The following is a 17,659-nucleotide window of genomic DNA, read 5'->3' as shown; positions in this document are numbered from 1 at the left end:
CTCGCGTGGCCGGCAGGGGTCTCCCGTCGACCAGTGTCACGCTATTCGAGCACCACGTGTCGCGCAGTGCTTGTACCAGATTACTTGCGTCCGGTGGTCCGCTTCGCCACACCCTCGGACCACGGTTTAGGCTTGCGCCCGTGTCGATTTATGCCGCCTACGGTTCCAACATGCATCCCGAGCAGATGTTGTTGCGCTGCCCACACTCCCCCATGTCCGGGACAGGGTGGCTGCGAGGCTGGCGCCTGACCTTCAGCGGCGAGGACCTCGGCTGGGAGGGTGCTCTCGCCACCGTGGTCGAAGATCCCGATTCCAGTGTTTTCGTGGTGCTCTACGACGTCCCGGAAGAGGACGAAGTGAGTCTGGACCGCTGGGAAGGTGCCGAACTGGGTCTGCACCGCAAGATCCGCGTGCGGGTCGACACCGCCGGCGACGCGGTACTTGCGTGGCTCTACGTCATGGATGCGTACGAAGGCGGACTGCCGTCGGCCCGCTACATCGGCGTGATGGCCGACGCCGCCGAGATTGCCGGAGCGCCGGCCGAGTACGTACGAGAGTTGCGGACGAGAAACAGCCGCAATGTCGGTCCGGGTAACGGTGTTACCGATTAGATAGCTGTCCTGCTCAAAGCAGCAGGAAATACGCGAGCACTGCCAGTGCTGCGAGCACCACCACAACCGTCACGCCGATGAGCACACGCTTGGAACCGCGCGACTCCGATTCGCCTGCGACAACTGCAGTTTCCGGCTCGGCGGTCGCCACCCCGGCAGCGGTTTCTGCCGCCACCTTCTCGCGTCCCAGGGTGTCGAACACCTCGGTCACGTCGTGTGAAGGCGGCAATCCGATCGGCACGATAGTGTGCGACGTCGAGGTGAATCCGGCAGCCAGAATTGCGGCTCCCAGCGCAGCCGACTGCTCAGGCCCGGGACCGAGTTCACATCTGACACCGAGCTTTTCGGCAATCCCGGCCGCTATGGACATCATGGCCGCTTTGTCTGTCGCCGGTTCGCCGTCACCGGTGACGACTACGGCGTCCAAGTTCTCCGGCATCCAACCGAACGCACCCAGAGCCGTCGCGAGGCGTGAACTCGGCGAACTCCCGTCGCCGGCAAAGCCGAATGCACGGCCGGCCGCGACACCAGAACGCACGAGGGTGACCGCTGCCCCGGTGTCGTCCACGTGATAGATGCCGATGAGCGTGCCGGCGAGTGCCGCGATTTCCGACTCGAACCACGCCGACACGGCCTCGGCATCCGAGACGAGTGTGACCCGTTCGAGGCCCGCGTAGACCAGCGAATCCTGCATGAGGGCCGCTGTCGACGAGTCCCAGCGTGACGGGTAGGTCGCGACGATGTCGGGCGCTCCCCCGCTTCGACCACCACGATCGGGCAGCGGCTCGCATTCCTGCAACAGACAGCGAATCGAGGTCGCCACCAAATCCTCGGCGCGGTAACGAGTATCGGCCGTTCCTGCGACGCCACTCGGGTCCCCGACGCGACCGACAAAGCCCGACCAGCTCTCGGCGAACTCACGGCCGGCACCCAGTTGCTCGGTGCCACCGAGCACCGTCGTTCCGTCCTTGCGTTGATTGAGGATCGTGTCCCTGACCAATACCACCGGATCAGCCGAACCTGGATCGTTCGACGCAACGACAGCCGTCGACACCAATGTGCCGATTCGCACTCCCACACCTATGGACATGCCCGTACCTTCACTCGAACGAACGAAAAACGGTACCCCCGACGGGAACCGGAACTATCCCAGAACCAGGCTCGTGAGAACCTTCACACCGACGCCGAGTGCTCGCTCGTCGAGATCGAAAGTGGGTTGGTGGATGTCGAGCTGATCGCCCTCACCCGACCACACGCCGAGCCGCGCCATGGCACCCGGCACGGTTTCGAGGTACCACGAAAAGTCTTCGCCACCACCGGATTGCGGGGTGTCCGCCAAAGCATCTTGTCCGACGGTCGCGATGGCGTCCTCGAACATCCGAGTGGACACCTCGTCGTTGACGACCGGAGGCACTCCGCGACGATAGTTGAGTTGGTAGCGAACTCCGGTGGGTGCGAGCAGTCCGTGGACGATTTCTTCCACGAGCGGTTCGAGCAACTCCCAGGTGTCGTGATCGCCGGTACGTACCGTGCCCGTCATCATGCCGGTCTGCGGAATCGCGTTGGGCGCCTGACCTGCACTGACCGCGCCCCACACCATGACGGTTCCGGTACGCGGATCGATACGACGGCTGAGCATTCCCGGCAGCCCGGTCACGACGGTGCCGAGCGCGTAGATCAGATCCGTGGTCAAATGCGGCCGCGACGTGTGCCCACCCGGAGAGTCGAGGACGACCTCGATCGTGTCGGCAGCAGAGGTGATCGCACCCAGGCGCATTCCCACCTGGCCTGCCTCGAGTCGCGGATCGCAGTGCAGAGCAAAGATTCTGGACACACCGTCGAGCGCGCCCGCGGCGATGACGTCGAGTGCTCCGCCAGGCATGACTTCCTCGGCGGGCTGGAATATCAGCCGAACCCCGACGGGAAGTTCGGGCAGCGTGGCCAGAGCCAGTCCGGCGCCGAGCAAGATGGTGGTGTGGGCGTCGTGCCCGCACGCATGGGACACACCGGGGACTGTGGACGAGTACGTCGCTCCGGTCGCCTCCTGCATCGGCAAAGCGTCCATGTCGGCGCGCAGTGCGATTCGTGGACCCTCCGGTCCGATATCGCACGTGAGACCGGTGCCACCGGGAAGGATCTTCGGCGACAATCCAGCGGCAGTGAGGCGGGTGGCGACGAATTCGGTGGTCGCGTATTCGCGGCGAGCCAACTCCGGGTTGGCATGGATGTGTCGACGCCACGCGACGAGGTCGTCGGTGTGCGCGTGAATCCACGTGTCGATTGCCGCGTTCACCGGCGATCTACCCCTTCCAACAGACGGGCGCGTTGTTCTGGATCGGACGCTACCCGGACAGCAGTGCGGGCCAACGCAATTGCACCGTCGACTACCGCTCGATCTGCGGAGGTGGTGATACACGCAGCCGCGAACTCCGGCTGATGTGTCACTGCCCCCGATGAATCCAAGCCTATGACCGGGTGAATTCCCGGAATCACATTGGTCACATTACCCATATCCGTACTACCCAGTGGACGGGAGCGCTCCCATTCCGCTGCCAGTGGCACCCGCCCGAGATCGACGATCTGTTCACGGTACGCCGCCGCCAGCCACGGATCGGGGGTCAGCTCGGTGTAAGTAGGCGATACCGTGCGGATTTCGTGGGTGCACCCGGTGCCGAGTGCACCCGAGGCGAAGCACGCGTCGGCACGCTCGGACAGATTGGCCAACGACGCGGCCGTTTCGGCACGCAGGTAGTAGAGCAATTCGGACCGAGCCGGAACGATGTTGGGAGCCGTGCCGCCGTCACTGACGATTCCGTGAATCTGCTGACCTGGCTGCAGGTGCTGACGCAACAGTCCGACCGCCACCTGAGCGAGCGTCGCTGCGTCGGCGGCGTTACGACCGAACTCCGGCGCAGCAGACGCATGCGCCTCGCGACCGTGATAACTCACGGCGATGTCCGCCAAGGCCAGCGAGGTCGCACCGATGATGTCGATCGGCCCTGGATGAACCATCATGGCAGCGCCGACGCCGTCGAAGGCACCACGCTCGAGCATCAGGACCTTGCCGCCACCGGTTTCCTCCGCCGGAGTACCGATCACTCGGACGGTGATCCCCAGTTCGTCGGCCACGGTAGCCAACGCGATGCCGGCCCCGACCGCGGCGGCGGCAATGATGTTGTGCCCACAGGCATGACCGATCTCGGGCAACGCGTCGTACTCGGCGCAGATCGCGATGACCAACTCTCCGCTGCCGTAGGTGGCATCGAAGGCCGTCGGCAGATCGACGATCCCGTGAGTGACCGCGAAACCGTGCTGCGCCAGCAGGTCCGACACTTTGGCAGCGCTGCGGAACTCCTCGAAGGCGAGTTCCGGGTCGCTGTGAATCGAATGCGACAGCGCAATCAGATCGGCCTCTACGGACCTGACTGCGCTGTCGACATTCTGGTTCACGCGATCATTGTCTCACCCGAAGGAGAAGTTGCTCTTGTCAGTCACCTGAGCGAGGTCTGCAAGAGCATCGCGGTGGATGCCTGCCTTGATTCCCGCCAAGTTCTTGCCGTGAGTCGACGTCAGTGCCGACGCCTTGGCCACAGCAGCGGCGAGCACTCCGTCTCCGTCGACCGTTTCCTGCACGATGCCCGCAGCAAGTGCGTCGGCACCGCCGAAGCGACGCCCCGTCGTCATGGCATCGACTGCCGTCTGCTTGGGCAGACGACTGTTCAGCAGTGCAGACATCCCGACAGTGAACGGCATGTTCAGTCCCACCTCGGGCAGGCAGTAGAAGCCGCGGTCCGCGCGCATGATCTGGAAATCGTGCGAGGACGCGAGCATGGCGCCGGCGCCGAACGCGTGCCCCTGCACGGCCGCGACCGTGGCCATCGGGAAGGTCAGCAAACGGCTGTAGATGGTGTGGACCTTGTCCAGGTAGCCGGGCAGACCGTCGAGATTGCCGAAGATCCACGTCGTGTCCAGGCCGTTCGTGTAGAACTTGCCCGTCGCCGTCGTCACCAGGGCTGCGGGCCCCTCGTGCGCTTCGATCTCGTCCAACTTGCTGTGAACAGCGTCGATCCACTCAGGGCCGAAGCGGTTCTCGTTGTCCGTTTCGCCCTCGTTGCCGAGGTACAGGATGAATACGTCGCCGTCGCGTTCGAGATAAGGCATGGATGGGAGAGTAACGCCCGCCAACTCACCCGGCGAACCGACCCGACTCCTCAGTAGGGTTGCTCACATGGGAACGATCGCCGAGGCCGCCGCCGCTGCTCTGTCCGCCATGACTGGCTCTTCGTCACCGTCAGTCGCCATCGTGCTCGGGTCGGGGTGGACCGATGCCGCAGACGTGTTCGGCGACGCCGGTGCGGACGTGACAGCCGAAGTCTCGATGGCGGATCTTCCTGGCTTCGCCCCACCGTCGGCGCTCGGGCACGCGGGCACCATTCGTTCGGTGCGCGTCGGGAATACCGAAGTCCTGCTGCTGCTCGGGCGCGCGCATGCGTACGAGGGCCACGATCTCGCCACCGTCGTCCACCCGGTCCGGACGGCCATCGCTGCCGGCGCCGACACCGTCATCCTCACCAACGCGGCCGGCGGTATTGCTGAAAACTACACAGTCGGTCAACCGGTGCTGATCAGTGACCACCTGAACCTCACGGCCCGCTCTCCCCTCGTCGGCGCAGAGTTCGTCGACCTGGTCGACGCCTACTCGCCGGAACTGCGTGCGCTGGCTCGCTCGATCGACCCGGACCTTGCCGAGGGTGTTTACGCCGGGCTTCCCGGTCCGCACTACGAGACTCCAGCCGAGATTCGAATGCTTCGTACACTCGGCGCCGATCTGGTCGGCATGTCGACGGTTCACGAGACCATCGCGGCTCGCGCGCTCGGCGCTCGCGTTCTCGGCATCTCCATGGTCACCAATCTGGCCGCCGGAATCACGGGCGCCCCGCTCGACCATCAGGAAGTGCTGGCGGCAGGCAAAGCCTCGGCGGCCCGGATGGGAGTGCTGCTGCGTCAACTGGTCGAGCAGCTGTGACACCACTGAACGTCACCGAGTGGATCGACGCCGATCCGGACCCAGTTACCCGCGCAGAATTAGCCGCCCTTTCCGAACATGAACTGACCGAACGCTTTTCCGCACCACTGACGTTCGGCACTGCTGGGCTTCGCGGGCCGGTGCGCGGTGGACCCAACGGCATGAACCTCGCGGTCGTCATCCGGACCACCGCCGGTCTGGCGGCCTGGCTGACAGCTCGCTGCCAGGGCGGGTCCCGCGTTGTGGTCGGCCGCGACGCCCGGCTCGGTTCAGAGGCATTTGCTCTCGCCGCCGCCGAGGTCATGGCAGCGGCCGGGTTCGAGGTGACCCTGCTCCCCCGTCCACTGCCGACACCGCTGGTGGCGTTCGCGGCGCGCAGGCTCGGGGCAGCGGCAGGTATCCAGATCACCGCCTCCCACAATCCTGCCGCCGACAACGGTTACAAGGTGTATCTCTCGGGCGGAGCGCAACTCGTCTCCCCCGCCGATCGTGAAATCGAGAGCGAGATCGCTCGCATCGGTAGTGCCGCCGACGTCGCGCGAGCATCGGTGATTCCGGCCGACGATTCTCTGGTCGAGGAGTACCTCGCCCGCATCGCGACCCTCCCGCACGGCGACGCCCGCTCGATCCGGATTGCGCTCACGGCAATGCACGGCGTCGGGGGTGAGACTGCGACCGCGGCTCTGCGAGCAGCAGGATTCGAGGACCTGCACGTCGTGGCGGAGCAGTTCGATCCCGACCCCACGTTTCCGACCGTCGAGTTCCCCAATCCCGAAGAGCCCGGCGCCGCAGACCGCCTGCTCGCCCTTGCCCGACGTGTCGACGCGGATCTGGCGATCGCACTCGACCCGGATGCCGACCGCTGCGCCGTCGGAGTTCGCGACGGTGATCAGTGGCGCATGTTGCGCGGCGACGAAACCGGGGTGCTCCTGGCCGACCACGTACTGAGCACGGCGCCCGAAGATTCGTTGGTGGCGACGACGATCGTCTCCTCGACCCTGCTCTCGAAGTTGGCGAAAGCCCGCGGAGCCAGGTTTGCGCAGACACTCACCGGATTCAAGTGGCTCACGCGCGCCGGCGACGGACTCGTCTACGCCTACGAGGAAGCGATCGGGCACTGCGTCGATCCGGATGTGGTGCGGGACAAGGACGGAATCTCAGCTGCCGTTCTGGTGGCCGACTTGGCTGCCACCCTCGCGGGCAGCAACAGAACCCTGTTGGACGTTCTAGGCGACTATGCCGTCGAATTCGGACTGCACCGCGGGGACCAAGTATCCCGCCGCGTCGAGGACTCGAGTGACATCGCGGAAATGATGAAACGGCTACGCGCCGATCCGCCTGGCCAACTCGCGGGTGAGCCGGTCACGACCGAGGACTTGTCCCTGGTTCGCGGTGGTATGCGCACTGACGCAGTGATATTCGACGGGCCGTCGATCCGCGTGGTGGTGCGACCGTCCGGAACCGAGCCCAAGCTCAAGTGCTATCTCGAAGTTGTCGTCCCGGTGGCGAACCGCGCCGACCTCGCGAACGCAGTAGAGCAGGCGAAGGCCCGGCTGGCCGAACTCCGAACCTTCGCCCTTTCGCTCTAGCGGGGTCCGAACTGCCGATCGCCGGCGTCACCGAGACCGGGGACGATGAAAGCGTTCTCGTCGAGTCCGTCGTCGATGCTCGCGATGACCAGACGAACCGGGTGGCCGGACGCTGCCAGCGCGTCGACGCCGGCCGGAGCGGCCACGACGCACACTGCCGTGACATCCGTCGCGCCACGCGCAACCAGCAAGTCGATGGTGTGCACCATCGAACCACCGGTGGCGAGCATCGGATCGAGCACGAACACCGGGATCCCGGACAGATCCGCCGGCAGGGATTCGAGGTACGGAACCGGCTGATGAGTCTCTTCGTCACGTGCCATTCCGACAAAGCCGACGCCGGCCGACGGAATCAGCGCACTCGCCTGTTCGACCATGCCCAGACCGGCCCGCAGCACCGGTACCAACAACGGCGGCTTCGCGAGCCGGATGCCCGTCGTCGCTGCTACCGGGGTGTCGACCGGAAATTCCTCGACCTCCGCGTCACGCATGGCCTCGTAGACCAGCATGTGCGTGAGCCTGCGAAGTGCGGAACGAAAAGTCGCGTTCTCACTGCGTGCGTCACGCATTGTCGTCAAGAGGGCCGCCGCGAGCGGATGGTCGACTACGTGCGTTTGCATGACCATCAGAATAGTTCCTCGGGAACCGGAGCACCCCGCGCGGCGTCCAAGAAGGAGTAAGCGCAACGGGGGGAAGACAAGTTGACAAATCTGGATCTGGACACTGAAAGCATCGCGGAGTTCGCCACGCGGTTGGGCACTGTTGCCGACAACGTCGCGCAAGCTCGACAGGACGCGGCGGGTGGCGATCACTTGGCTCTGTCCACTGTGCTGGGGCTGATCGGCGGCGACTTCGTCGATGTCGCGAGCCGAGCACAGCAAGCGCACATCGACGACATCGATCGACTGTCCGCTGTGATCTCCAGCGTCCAGTCAGCCACCCGCGACGCTCACGCCGTCTATCTCGACTCCGAGGAATCTGTAAGAAGGACTCTCGCTGAAGCCGCACGCTCATGATCGACGTCGACGCACTCGCACTCGCACGACCGATCATCGACCTGGTCGACACTGTCGGGACTGGTGTCCCCAGCACAAATGGACCTGACGTCGGCATCCGAATCGCCACGGACGCCCTCGAGATCGCCTACCAACTGGGAAGCGCTGCTCTGAGCGAACTGGCGTCCTCTCAGAGCTCGTCCACGGCACTCACCGCTGCGGTGACCAAAACCGAGCAGACGCAGACGTCGACGCGAAACCTCGCCGATCGCGGAAACGACATCGCCGGCGTCGTGGACGAAGCGACAACGTCCGTGTACGCGGGAATGACCGAACTCGGTGAGATTCTCCAGTCCTTTCTGACACTCGCGATCAAGGCCGGGCCGACGCTGATGACACCGACGGGCCAATTGATGTTGTTGTCGGCCGCGTTGGAGCACCTCGGACGCGCGGTATCGGTTATCGAGCGGGTACGCGGTGAGTTGGCCGGGTCGACCGACAAGATGTCCGCACTCGTCCCGTCCGTCCCGATACCCGATCCCGCACCTGGGGTCTCCGAGTCGGCGGGTGGTTCCGGTTCCGCAAGTGGTTCCGGTTCCGTCGGTGGCGTTGAGGTCGAACTTCCCGACGGCTCGATTGCCACCGCACCGAACGCCGAGGCCGCTGCTGCCGTACGCAACGCGCTCACTCAACAGGGTGTCCCGTACGCCTGGGGAGGCACGACGCCGGGAGTCGGTCTGGACTGCAGCGGGCTGACTCAATGGGCGTACGGCCAGGCCGGAGTCGATATTCCGAGGTTGGCTCAGGAACAGGGAATCGGGAACCAGGTCGATCAGAACAATCTGATGCCGGGCGACCTCGCGGTCTGGGACGGACACGTCGCCATGGTGATCGGCAACGGTCAGATGGTCGAAGCCGGCGATCCTGTCGAGATCAGCGCCATCCGAACCACGAACAGCGGCATGGGCTTTCACGGCTTCTACCGTCCGACGGAATGACAGGAAATCATGCCCGAGAACAAGCGCGAATCACCGCCGATCATCACAGCCGTAGCCGTCAACCGCGCCAGAACCATCGCGGTCCGCGCCACGGAGCACGCCGTGCCCGTGGACCTGCGGATCAGCCAGGACGAACTGCGGTACGGCGGGCAGCGGTTGGCGCAGCAGATACTCACGCTGTGCTCACATGCAGCAATCGAAGCCGGCGCCCGCCATCGTGTGGAGCTCGAGGAGACCGGAGTCCCGGCAGCGATCCTCGATCGGCTCGGTCTACCGACCCGAGACGAACTGGCCGATGTCGACGCCGCCGAGGGCCAGAACCTTCCGTCGAGCTGGATGCGTTCGATATGAGCGAGATTGATCGAATCATGGAGCTGGCGAAACACCGGACGGGACTCTTGCAGGACGCCGTCGACGGGGTCGGCGCTCTTCGGGTAGTCGTCTCGAGCGAGGGTGGGATAGTCACGGCGACTGTCGACGGGCTGGGCGCTCTGGTCGACCTACGGATCACCGACGCAATCACCGCGATGAATTCTCAGACGGTGGCCGCATTGACGGTGGCCACGATTCACCAGGCAGTTCAACAGTCCAACGACGAACGCGAGCGACTGGTCAGTGAGCTCCGAGTAGCCCTGAAACAAACGTGACGAACCCCCGCTATGCCTTTCGCGCTGCGGTGGATAGGCTTCCGCCCATGGCTGGAGACATCGTCCCTATCGAAATCGGACTCACCGACGGAGACCTCGTCACTTTGTGGGCACCTCGCTGGCGCGAGGGCGACGACGAGTGGGAAGCGTTTCTCGGCCATGAGGAAGACCTCTACGGGTTCTCCTCCGTCGCGGAACTCGCGGCCTTCATCCGAACGGACTCCGACAACGACCTGGTCGAGCATCCGGCGTGGGCCGTCGTCTCCGGACTGTCGGCAGCCGAGTTGGAACCGGAAGAGAACTTCACGTTCGACTTCGTCGGCGTGCCGGAACTGGCCGCAGGTGACCCTGAGGCACTGGTGGTCTCGGAACTCGAAGACACCCTGAACATGGCTCGCAACATCGGTGAGGTGTGCGAACTCGACGCGGTCATCCGCTTCTTCAGCGGCCATCCGGTACTCGGCGCGCTTGCCACCGGCGCCGGCACCTTCGAAGGCCGCGAAGGCCTGGAGCTGTGGGACCAGGTCGGCGCTGCGATCGTCAAGGACTGGGACGCCGTTCTCGACGCCATCGACAAGGTGGTCACCTCCCCGAAGGTCGATGCAGCCGCCGTCGCGGTCGCCGAAGCTGAACTGCTCGCTGCCGCCGAGAACACCGTCGACGCCGACGATGTCGCCGAGGAGGGCGAGGACGAGGAATTCGACGAAGACGACCTCGAAGAGGACGAAGACGAAGTCGAGACCTTCTGGGGCGAGGTCGGTGTCGACCCGATCCGCATCATCACCTCGGCCGAGACGTTCTACACTCTGCGCTGCTACATGGGAGATCAGGCGATCTTCCTCGGCAAGGACGGACTGATCACCGTCTTCCGTAGCGAGCGCGCACTCGCTCGCTACCTCGCCGACAACCACGAACACGATCTCTCGCAGGTCAGTACGTACGGCGAAATTCAGAATGCGGCCGTCGACGGTTCACTCGAAATCGAGGTCACGGACGAGAACGTCTACGTTCTGCCCGGTATCGCCGACGACCTCGCCCAGGGCCCGGACGTCGTAGATGCCGAGCAGCTGGAACTCGCAGTCGAATTGTTCACCGATGCAGCAGATTTCGCCGACGACGACTCCACCGAGGAGGCTCTGTCCGCGTCGAACGAGCTGGGTTGGTACGTCTCGTACCTCCTCAACCCCGATCCGTCGCGGATGGCTCCGAGTGCGCCGTTCACCAAGGAATCCGAGGCCTGGCGCGAACTCGAACGCGAGTTCGAGGCCCGGCTTCGATCTGAGTAGTCGGGCGCACGTCATCTAGCCGATGAGCACGGCGTAGCCCGGCTTGATGACGTCGTCGATCAACGCGAGGCGCTCGTCGAACGGGATGAAGGCCGACTTCATCGCGTTGATGGTGAAGCGTTCGAGATCGGTCCATCCGTAACCGAAGGTCTCGACCAACGCGGCCATTTCCCGGCTCATGGTGGTGTCGCTCATCAGCCTGTTGTCGGTGTTGACGGTCACTCGGAAGCGCAAGTCCGCCAAGAGTCCGAACGGATGGTCCGCCAGGGCGGCTACGGCTCCGGTCTGCACGTTCGAACTCGGGCACAGTTCCAGGGGAATGCGCATGTCACGGACGTAGTTCGCGAGCCGACCCAACTCTGCCCCACCTTGCACTCCTACGTCGATGTCGTCCACGATCCGCACGCCGTGGCCCAACCGATCCGCTCCGCAGAAGGCGATGGCTTCGTGGATCGACGGCAACCCGAAAGCCTCACCCGCGTGAATCGTGAAGTGAGCGTTCGCATCACGCATGTACTCGAAAGCATCGAGGTGCCGGCTCGGTGGGTTACCGGCCTCGGCACCGGCGATGTCGAACCCGACAACCCCGCGGTCCCGGAATCGCACCGCGAGTTCGGCGATCTCCCGCGACCGCGCGGCATGCCTCATCGCCGTGAGAAGACAGCCGATGCGGATCTCCCGTCCCGCGACCCTGGCAGCGGATTCGCCGGCCCGGAAACCTTCGAGAACGTGCTCGACGACCTCGTCCAAACTCAGGCCTTGTTCCAAGTGCTGCTCGGGCGCAAAACGGACCTCGGCATAGACGACGTTGTCGTCGGCCAGATCCTCGGCACACTCACGTGCCACCCGTGCAAGCCCTTCGGGGGTCTGCATCACGGCGACTGTGTGCGCGAACGTTTCGAGGTAGAGCTCGAGCGATCCACTGTCAGCGGCAGTTCGGAACCATTGCGCCAGTTCGGATGCCGTATTCGCCGGCAGCTCGTCGTAGCCACATTGCTCGGCCAGTTCGAGAACGGTCTCGGGTCGGAGTCCTCCGTCGAGATGATCGTGGAGAAGAACTTTGGGTGCGCTGCGGATCGTGGTCAACTCCGGTGCGTTCATTCGCCAACGCTAACGCGAATCACCCACAATTCGCTCGATGAGCAACGGTCGCGAAACGGTGTCGGAATCGGTCCCGATCGACCATCCACCGCCGAGGCTTCGTCGCGCTGCATCAAATCTCTCGGGAGTGTCGGTGTGCAGTGTCATCAGCTTCTGCCCGGCACGGACCACGTCGCCAGGCTTTGCATGCATCTCGATGCCGGCACCGGCCTGAACGGCTTCGCCCTGCCGTTCGCGTCCGGCTCCCAGTTTCCAGGCCGCGATGCCCACCGCCATGGCGTCGAGTCGGGTCAGTACGCCGTCTCGGTCCGCGGTGACGACGTCGCTGTGCCGAGCTGTCGGCAGCGTCGCGTGTGGGTCCCCACCTTGGGCGGCGATCATCGCGCGCCACCGGTCCATGGCTGTGCCGTCGGACAGTTTGTCTGCGGGGTCGATACCGTCGATCCCAGCCGCGGACAGCATCTCCCGAGCCAGGACCAGGGTCAGCTCGACGACGTCCGACGGCCCGCCTCCTGCCAGCACCTCGACGGATTCACGTACCTCGAGGGCGTTGCCCGCCGTCAATCCGAGCGGGGTGTCCATCCCGGTGATGAGAGCGCTTGTACGCACGCCGGCGTCGTTGCCGAGCTCGACCATCGTGCGTGCCAACTCTCGCGCGTCGCCGAGGTCCTTCATGAACGCTCCGGAACCGACCTTGACGTCGAGCACCAGGGCGCCGGTTCCCTCGGCAATCTTCTTGCTCATGATCGAACTTGCGATCAGCGGAATGGATTCCACCGTTCCGGTCACGTCGCGCAGCGCGTAGAGCTTCTTGTCCGCGGGGGCCAGATTCGCTCCGGCAGCGCAGATCACCGCGCCGATTTTCGGGTCCGAGAGAATGTCGACCATCTCCGTCCCCGTGAGCTCGGCTCGCCAACCTGGAATGGCCTCGAGCTTGTCGAGAGTTCCACCGGTGTGGCCGAGTCCGCGGCCCGACAACTGCGGGACTGCAAGACCACAGGCAGCGACGAGGGGTGCAAGCGGAAGGGTGATCTTGTCCCCCACTCCACCGGTCGAATGCTTGTCGACGGTGGGCAGCGGCAAGTCCGAAAAGTCCATCCTCCCGCCGGATTCGATCATCGCCTCGGTCCATCGGCCGGTCTCTGCTCGCGACATTCCTCGGAAATAGATCGCCATCGCGAGCGCCGACATCTGCTCGTCGCCGACGACCCCCTGTGTGAACGCCTGAACTATCCAGTCGATCTCGGTTCCCGACAGCTCGCGGCCGTCACGCTTGGCGCCGATGATGGAAACTGCGTCAAACATGGCGGAGCCCCTCTGCTTGTTCCGGCCCGAAAGCATCAGGCAACAGCTCGCTCAGCGGCTTGAACCCACTGCTCGTGTCGACAAGCATCTCACCCCCGCCGTGCTCGAGGAGAAGCTGTCTGCACCGGCCGCACGGCATCAGAATCGAGCCCTTCGCGTCACAGCACGTGAAGGCAAGCAGCCGGCCACCCCCGGTGGCGGCCAAGTTACCGACGAGTCCACATTCGGCACACAGGCTCAAACCGTATGAGACATTTTCCACATTGCATCCTGAGACGATCCGACCATCGTCTACCAGGGCCGCTGCACCCACCGCGTACCCCGAGTACGGCGCATAGGCGTGCCGCATGACCACTTGCGCGTTGTGCCGCAACAACTTCCAGTCGATGTCACCCATGGTTCGTTATCCAATCACGCCGACTGAATGGATGCAGAAACCACGCCGAAACCGTCTCGGCGAGATTGGAAAGGCAAACCTTACAAAGAGTTTGGTACGCGTACGAATCCCGCATCTGATTAGTTCCCGGTTTCACATAGGTTTAGAGTCTGAGTCAAGTCGGTTCAGGATCCCGTCGAGCCCGGGCTGAGGTACATCGAAGCTCTCTGCAGGCTCGACGCGTCCACCAATGACGTTGGAGGCACAGCACTCGATGAGTACTACGACTGAAGCCGCTCCTCAGAAGGAGCGCACGAGGTCGCTTTACCGGGGCGACCCCGGAATGTGGTCCTGGGTTCTACACCGGATCACGGGCGTCGCTACTTTCTTCTTCCTATTCGTACACGTTCTCGATACGGCACTCGTTCGGGTCAATCCCGATACGTACGACGCCGTCATCGACACGTACAAGAACCCCCTCGTCGGCCTCATGGAGATCGGCCTCGTCGGCGTAGTCCTCTACCACGCCCTCAACGGCGTGCGCGTGATGTTGGTGGACTTCTGGTCGAAGGGCCCGAAGTACCAGCGCGTCATGCTCTGGACCATTCTGACGATCTGGTTCCTGGTGATGATCCCAGGCGCCGGACGCATCCTCATCAACATGTTTGCGGAGCACTGACATGGCGACTACTCACGGACCCGAAGCCAAGAGCCTGGGCACCTCATACGACCGTCCCGCAAGCCTGGACAACCCGCGGTCCCCGCGCGCGAAGGCTCGGAACAATTTCGAGTTGTACGCATGGCTGTTCATGCGCTTCTCCGGCGTCGCCCTGATCGTTCTGGTCCTGGGCCACATGTTCATCATGCTGATGCTCGACGGTGGCGTTCACCGTTTGAACTTCGCGTTCGTCGCAGGTCGCTGGTCCAGCCCGTTCTGGCAGTTCTGGGATCTGACGATGTTGTGGCTGGCACAGCTGCACGGCGGTAACGGTCTGCGCACGGTCATCGCGGACTACTCCCGCAAGGACTCCACGCGCTTCTGGCTGACCACGATCCTCGTTCTCTCGATGATCCTGATCATGGGCCTGGGCACGTACGTCATCTTCACCTTCGACCCCAATATCTCGGCGAGCTAGGGGAGCACAGACTTCATGCAGGAACATCGTTATGACGTGGTCATCGTCGGCGCCGGTGGCGCAGGCATGCGTGCGGCAATCGAAGCTGGCCCCCGCGCCCGCACGGCCGTACTGACCAAGCTCTACCCCACCCGCAGCCACACCGGCGCGGCCCAGGGCGGCATGTGTGCCGCACTGGCGAACGTGGAGGAAGACAACTGGGAGTGGCACACCTTCGACACCGTCAAGGGCGGCGACTACCTCGCCGACCAGGACGCCGTCGAGATCATGGCCAAGGAGGCCATCGATGCGGTGCTCGACCTCGAGAAGATGGGTCTGCCGTTCAACCGCACGCCCGAAGGCAAGATCGACCAGCGTCGATTCGGTGGCCACACACGCGACCATGGCAAGGCACCCGTCCGCCGTGCGTGTTACGCCGCCGACCGCACCGGTCACATGATCCTGCAGACGCTCTACCAGAACTGCGTCAAGCACGACGTCGAGTTCTTCAACGAGTTCTACGCGCTCGACATCGCCATCACCGAGACCGAGGACGGCCCGGTTGCCACCGGTGTCATCTGCTACGAGCTCTCGACCGGCGAGCTGCACATCTTCCACGCCAAGTCGATCGTCTTCGCGACCGGCGGCTCGGGACGCATGTACAAGACGACGTCCAACGCGCACACCCTCACCGGTGACGGCATGGGCATCATCTTCCGCAAGGGCCTGCCCCTCGAGGACATGGAGTTCCACCAGTTCCACCCGACAGGACTCGCCGGTCTCGGCATCCTGATCTCGGAAGCCGTCCGCGGTGAAGGTGGCATTCTCCGTAATGCCGACGGTGAACGCTTCATGGAGCGTTACGCACCCACCATCAAGGACCTCGCTCCTCGTGACATCGTGGCGCGTTCGATGGTCCTCGAGGTTCTCGAAGGCCGCGGCGCCGGCCCGAACAAGGACTACGTCTACATCGACGTGACGCACATCCCCGAGGAAGTTCTCGACGAGAAGCTCCCCGACATCATGGAGTTCTCGCGCACCTACCTCGGCGTGGACCCCGTCAAGGAGCCCGTGCCCGTCTACCCGACGTGCCACTACGTCATGGGCGGTATCCCCACCAAGATCAACGGTGAGGTGCTGCGCAACAACGACGAGATCGTCAAGGGTCTGTACGCGGCCGGCGAATGCGCCTGTGTATCCGTACACGGTGCAAACCGTCTCGGTACCAACTCGCTCCTCGACATCAACGTGTTCGGCCGTCGCGCCGGCATCGCTGCCGCCGAGTACGCGAACTCCACCGAGTTCGTCGACATGCCGGAAACCCCGGCCGCGATGGTCGAAGACTGGGTCGGCGTCATCCTGTCCGATCACGGCCACGAGCGCGTTGCGGACATCCGCACCGAGCTTCAGCAGTCGATGGACAACAACGCCTCCGTCTTCCGCACCGAAGAGCGCCTCACCCAGGCACTCAAGGATGTGCGTGCTCTCAAGGAGCGCTACAACCACATCACGGTCCAGGACAAGGGCAAGCGCTACAACAGCGACCTGCTCGAGGCCATCGAGCTGGGCTTCCTCCTCGAAATGGCAGAGGTCACCGTCGTCGGCGCCCTCAACCGCAAGGAATCGCGTGGCGGCCACGCTCGCGAGGACTTCCCGGATCGCAACGACGCCGAGTACATGAAGCACACGATGGCGTACAAGGAGGGTGACGGCCTGCTCTCCGACATCCGTCTGGACTACAAGCCGGTGATCCAGACCCGCTACGAGCCGATGGAGCGTAAGTACTGATGTCTGCGCCTGCTGTAGATGCACCCAAACTCCCCGCTGTTCCCGAGGGGGCCGTCATGGTCACTCTCAAGATCGCGCGGATGAACCCCGAATCGGGCGAGGGCCAGCACTGGGACAGTTTCCAGGTCCCGGCACTGCCCACCGACCGTCTGCTCAACCTGCTGCTGTACGTAAAGGGTTACCTCGACGGCACCCTCACGTTCCGTCGCAGCTGCGCACACGGTGTCTGTGGATCGGACGCCATGCGGATCAACGGTGTGAACCGTCTGGCCTGCAAGCTGCTGATGAAGGACATGCTGCCCAAGGACGGCAAGCCGGTCACCATCACGGTCGAGCCCATCAAGGGCCTGCCCGTCGAGAAGGACCTGGTTGTCGACATGGAACCCTTCTTCGACGCATTCCGCGCCGTGAAGCCGTTCCTCATCACCAGTGGCAACGAGCCCACTCGTGAGCGCATCCAGAGCCAGCACGACCGTGCTCGTTTCGACGACACGACGAAGTGCATCCTCTGCGCATGCTGCACCACGTCGTGCCCCGTGTACTGGAGCGACGGCAGCTACTTCGGTCCCGCTGCCATCGTCAACGCACACCGGTTCATCTTCGACAGCCGTGACGAGGCCGCTTCCGAGCGTCTCGACATCCTGAACGACAAGGACGGCGTGTGGCGTTGCCGCACCACGTTCAACTGCACCGACGCGTGCCCCCGCGGCATCCAGGTGACAAAGGCTATTCAGGAAGTCAAGCGAGCACTGCTCTTCGCTCGATAGTCAGGCCTTCGACCCTGTGCGCGGTTAGGGAGTCTCCGGACTCCTTGACCGCGCA

Annotated in this window: 20 protein-coding genes; 12 read left to right on the top strand and 8 right to left on the bottom strand. The window is 64.0% G+C overall.

The features are described from left to right. The first annotated feature begins 140 nt into the window (after positions 1-140). Positions 141-611: a gamma-glutamylcyclotransferase gene (locus G9U53_RS01095; RefSeq protein WP_003940753.1), complete on the top strand. Its 471-nt coding sequence runs from the start codon at positions 141-143 to the stop codon at positions 609-611. Between the two features lie 13 nt (positions 612-624). Here G9U53_RS01095 and G9U53_RS01090 read toward each other — a convergent pair whose 3' ends face one another. Genes G9U53_RS01090 through G9U53_RS01075 form a run of 4 tightly spaced genes read right to left on the bottom strand, consistent with a single transcriptional unit; the run spans position 625 to position 4,772 of the window. Beyond that, on the bottom strand, positions 625-1,701 hold the full coding sequence (locus G9U53_RS01090) for a hypothetical protein (protein ID WP_030535059.1): 1,077 nt from the start codon (positions 1,699-1,701) through the stop codon (positions 625-627). Between the two features lie 54 nt (positions 1,702-1,755). Next, on the bottom strand, positions 1,756-2,904 hold the full coding sequence (locus G9U53_RS01085) for a M20 family metallopeptidase (RefSeq protein ID WP_003940741.1): 1,149 nt from the start codon (positions 2,902-2,904) through the stop codon (positions 1,756-1,758). Continuing rightward, complete coding sequence (locus G9U53_RS01080) at positions 2,901-4,061, bottom strand: M20 family metallopeptidase (protein ID WP_003940688.1); 1,161 nt, start codon at positions 4,059-4,061, stop codon at positions 2,901-2,903. The genes G9U53_RS01085 and G9U53_RS01080 overlap by 4 nt, the downstream gene beginning before the upstream one ends. 12 nt (positions 4,062-4,073) lie before the next feature. Further along, the gene (locus tag G9U53_RS01075; protein ID WP_047271754.1) at positions 4,074-4,772 is read right to left on the bottom strand and encodes an enoyl-CoA hydratase-related protein; all 699 of its coding nucleotides are present in this window, start codon (positions 4,770-4,772) and stop codon (positions 4,074-4,076) included. Positions 4,773-4,839: 67 nt separating this feature from the next. On the opposite strand from G9U53_RS01075, the gene G9U53_RS01070 reads away from it, so the two are divergent. Both G9U53_RS01070 and G9U53_RS01065 read left to right on the top strand, forming a co-directional pair. After that, on the top strand, positions 4,840-5,637 hold the full coding sequence (locus tag G9U53_RS01070) for a purine-nucleoside phosphorylase (RefSeq protein WP_047271756.1): 798 nt from the start codon (positions 4,840-4,842) through the stop codon (positions 5,635-5,637). Further along, entirely contained in the window at positions 5,634-7,226 is a 1,593-nt protein-coding gene (locus G9U53_RS01065; protein ID WP_075832812.1) for a phospho-sugar mutase, read from the top strand. The genes G9U53_RS01070 and G9U53_RS01065 overlap by 4 nt, the downstream gene beginning before the upstream one ends. Here the strand turns inward: G9U53_RS01065 and upp are convergent. Then, on the bottom strand, positions 7,223-7,846 hold the full coding sequence (upp, locus tag G9U53_RS01060) for a uracil phosphoribosyltransferase (RefSeq protein ID WP_007727319.1): 624 nt from the start codon (positions 7,844-7,846) through the stop codon (positions 7,223-7,225). The genes G9U53_RS01065 and upp overlap by 4 nt on opposite strands. Before the next feature lie 81 nt (positions 7,847-7,927). Here upp and G9U53_RS01055 point away from each other — a divergent pair, with 81 nt between their 5' ends. From G9U53_RS01055 to G9U53_RS01035, 5 genes are read left to right on the top strand one after another with little or no spacing between them, the layout of a single operon-like run. Beyond that, entirely contained in the window at positions 7,928-8,242 is a 315-nt protein-coding gene (locus G9U53_RS01055; RefSeq protein WP_007727320.1) for a type VII secretion target, read from the top strand. Beyond that, positions 8,239-9,219 carry a C40 family peptidase gene (locus G9U53_RS01050; protein WP_083057778.1) on the top strand — a complete coding sequence of 327 codons (981 nt, stop codon included), beginning with the start codon at positions 8,239-8,241 and terminating at the stop codon, positions 9,217-9,219. Before G9U53_RS01055 ends, G9U53_RS01050 begins: the two co-directional genes overlap by 4 nt. A gap of 9 nt (positions 9,220-9,228) precedes the next feature. Continuing rightward, on the top strand, positions 9,229-9,570 hold the full coding sequence (locus G9U53_RS01045) for a hypothetical protein (RefSeq protein WP_065352208.1): 342 nt from the start codon (positions 9,229-9,231) through the stop codon (positions 9,568-9,570). Next, positions 9,567-9,866 carry a YbaB/EbfC family nucleoid-associated protein gene (locus tag G9U53_RS01040; RefSeq protein ID WP_007727324.1) on the top strand — a complete coding sequence of 100 codons (300 nt, stop codon included), beginning with the start codon at positions 9,567-9,569 and terminating at the stop codon, positions 9,864-9,866. Before G9U53_RS01045 ends, G9U53_RS01040 begins: the two co-directional genes overlap by 4 nt. A 47-nt stretch (positions 9,867-9,913) precedes the next feature. Further along, positions 9,914-11,152, top strand: a complete 1,239-nt coding sequence (locus G9U53_RS01035; protein WP_003940713.1) for a hypothetical protein — start codon at positions 9,914-9,916, stop codon at positions 11,150-11,152. 15 nt (positions 11,153-11,167) lie between these two features. Here G9U53_RS01035 and G9U53_RS01030 read toward each other — a convergent pair whose 3' ends face one another. Genes G9U53_RS01030 through G9U53_RS01020 form a run of 3 tightly spaced genes read right to left on the bottom strand, consistent with a single transcriptional unit; the run spans position 11,168 to position 13,955 of the window. Beyond that, positions 11,168-12,253, bottom strand: a complete 1,086-nt coding sequence (locus G9U53_RS01030; protein WP_050654872.1) for an adenosine deaminase — start codon at positions 12,251-12,253, stop codon at positions 11,168-11,170. 9 nt (positions 12,254-12,262) lie between these two features. Next, positions 12,263-13,558 (bottom strand): thymidine phosphorylase, encoded by a 1,296-nt coding sequence (locus G9U53_RS01025; protein ID WP_075832808.1) that lies wholly within the window; start codon positions 13,556-13,558, stop codon positions 12,263-12,265. Further along, positions 13,551-13,955: a cytidine deaminase gene (locus G9U53_RS01020; RefSeq protein ID WP_042923516.1), complete on the bottom strand. Its 405-nt coding sequence runs from the start codon at positions 13,953-13,955 to the stop codon at positions 13,551-13,553. Before G9U53_RS01020 ends, G9U53_RS01025 begins: the two co-directional genes overlap by 8 nt. 253 nt (positions 13,956-14,208) lie before the next feature. Here G9U53_RS01020 and sdhC point away from each other — a divergent pair, with 253 nt between their 5' ends. The 4 genes from sdhC to G9U53_RS01000 are packed head-to-tail and all read left to right on the top strand — an operon-like array spanning position 14,209 to position 17,604. Continuing rightward, on the top strand, positions 14,209-14,613 hold the full coding sequence (gene sdhC / locus G9U53_RS01015) for a succinate dehydrogenase, cytochrome b556 subunit (protein WP_020969155.1): 405 nt from the start codon (positions 14,209-14,211) through the stop codon (positions 14,611-14,613). A 1-nt stretch (position 14,614) separates the two neighbouring features. Then, complete coding sequence (locus G9U53_RS01010) at positions 14,615-15,070, top strand: succinate dehydrogenase hydrophobic membrane anchor subunit (RefSeq protein ID WP_003940699.1); 456 nt, start codon at positions 14,615-14,617, stop codon at positions 15,068-15,070. A gap of 15 nt (positions 15,071-15,085) precedes the next feature. Then, positions 15,086-16,837, top strand: coding sequence for a succinate dehydrogenase flavoprotein subunit (gene sdhA / locus G9U53_RS01005; RefSeq protein ID WP_003941011.1), 1,752 nt, complete (start codon positions 15,086-15,088; stop codon positions 16,835-16,837). After that, positions 16,837-17,604, top strand: coding sequence for a succinate dehydrogenase iron-sulfur subunit (locus G9U53_RS01000; RefSeq protein WP_003940925.1), 768 nt, complete (start codon positions 16,837-16,839; stop codon positions 17,602-17,604). Before sdhA ends, G9U53_RS01000 begins: the two co-directional genes overlap by 1 nt. The last annotated feature ends 55 nt before the right edge of the window (positions 17,605-17,659 follow it).

Origin of the sequence: Rhodococcus sp. D-46 (assembly GCF_011290655.1) — a bacterium.
In the GTDB taxonomy this organism is placed as follows: Bacteria; Actinomycetota; Actinomycetes; order Mycobacteriales; family Mycobacteriaceae; genus Rhodococcus_F; species Rhodococcus_F qingshengii.
Note: the sequence above shows the minus strand (reverse complement) of the source record. Positions and strands in the feature narration are given on the sequence as shown.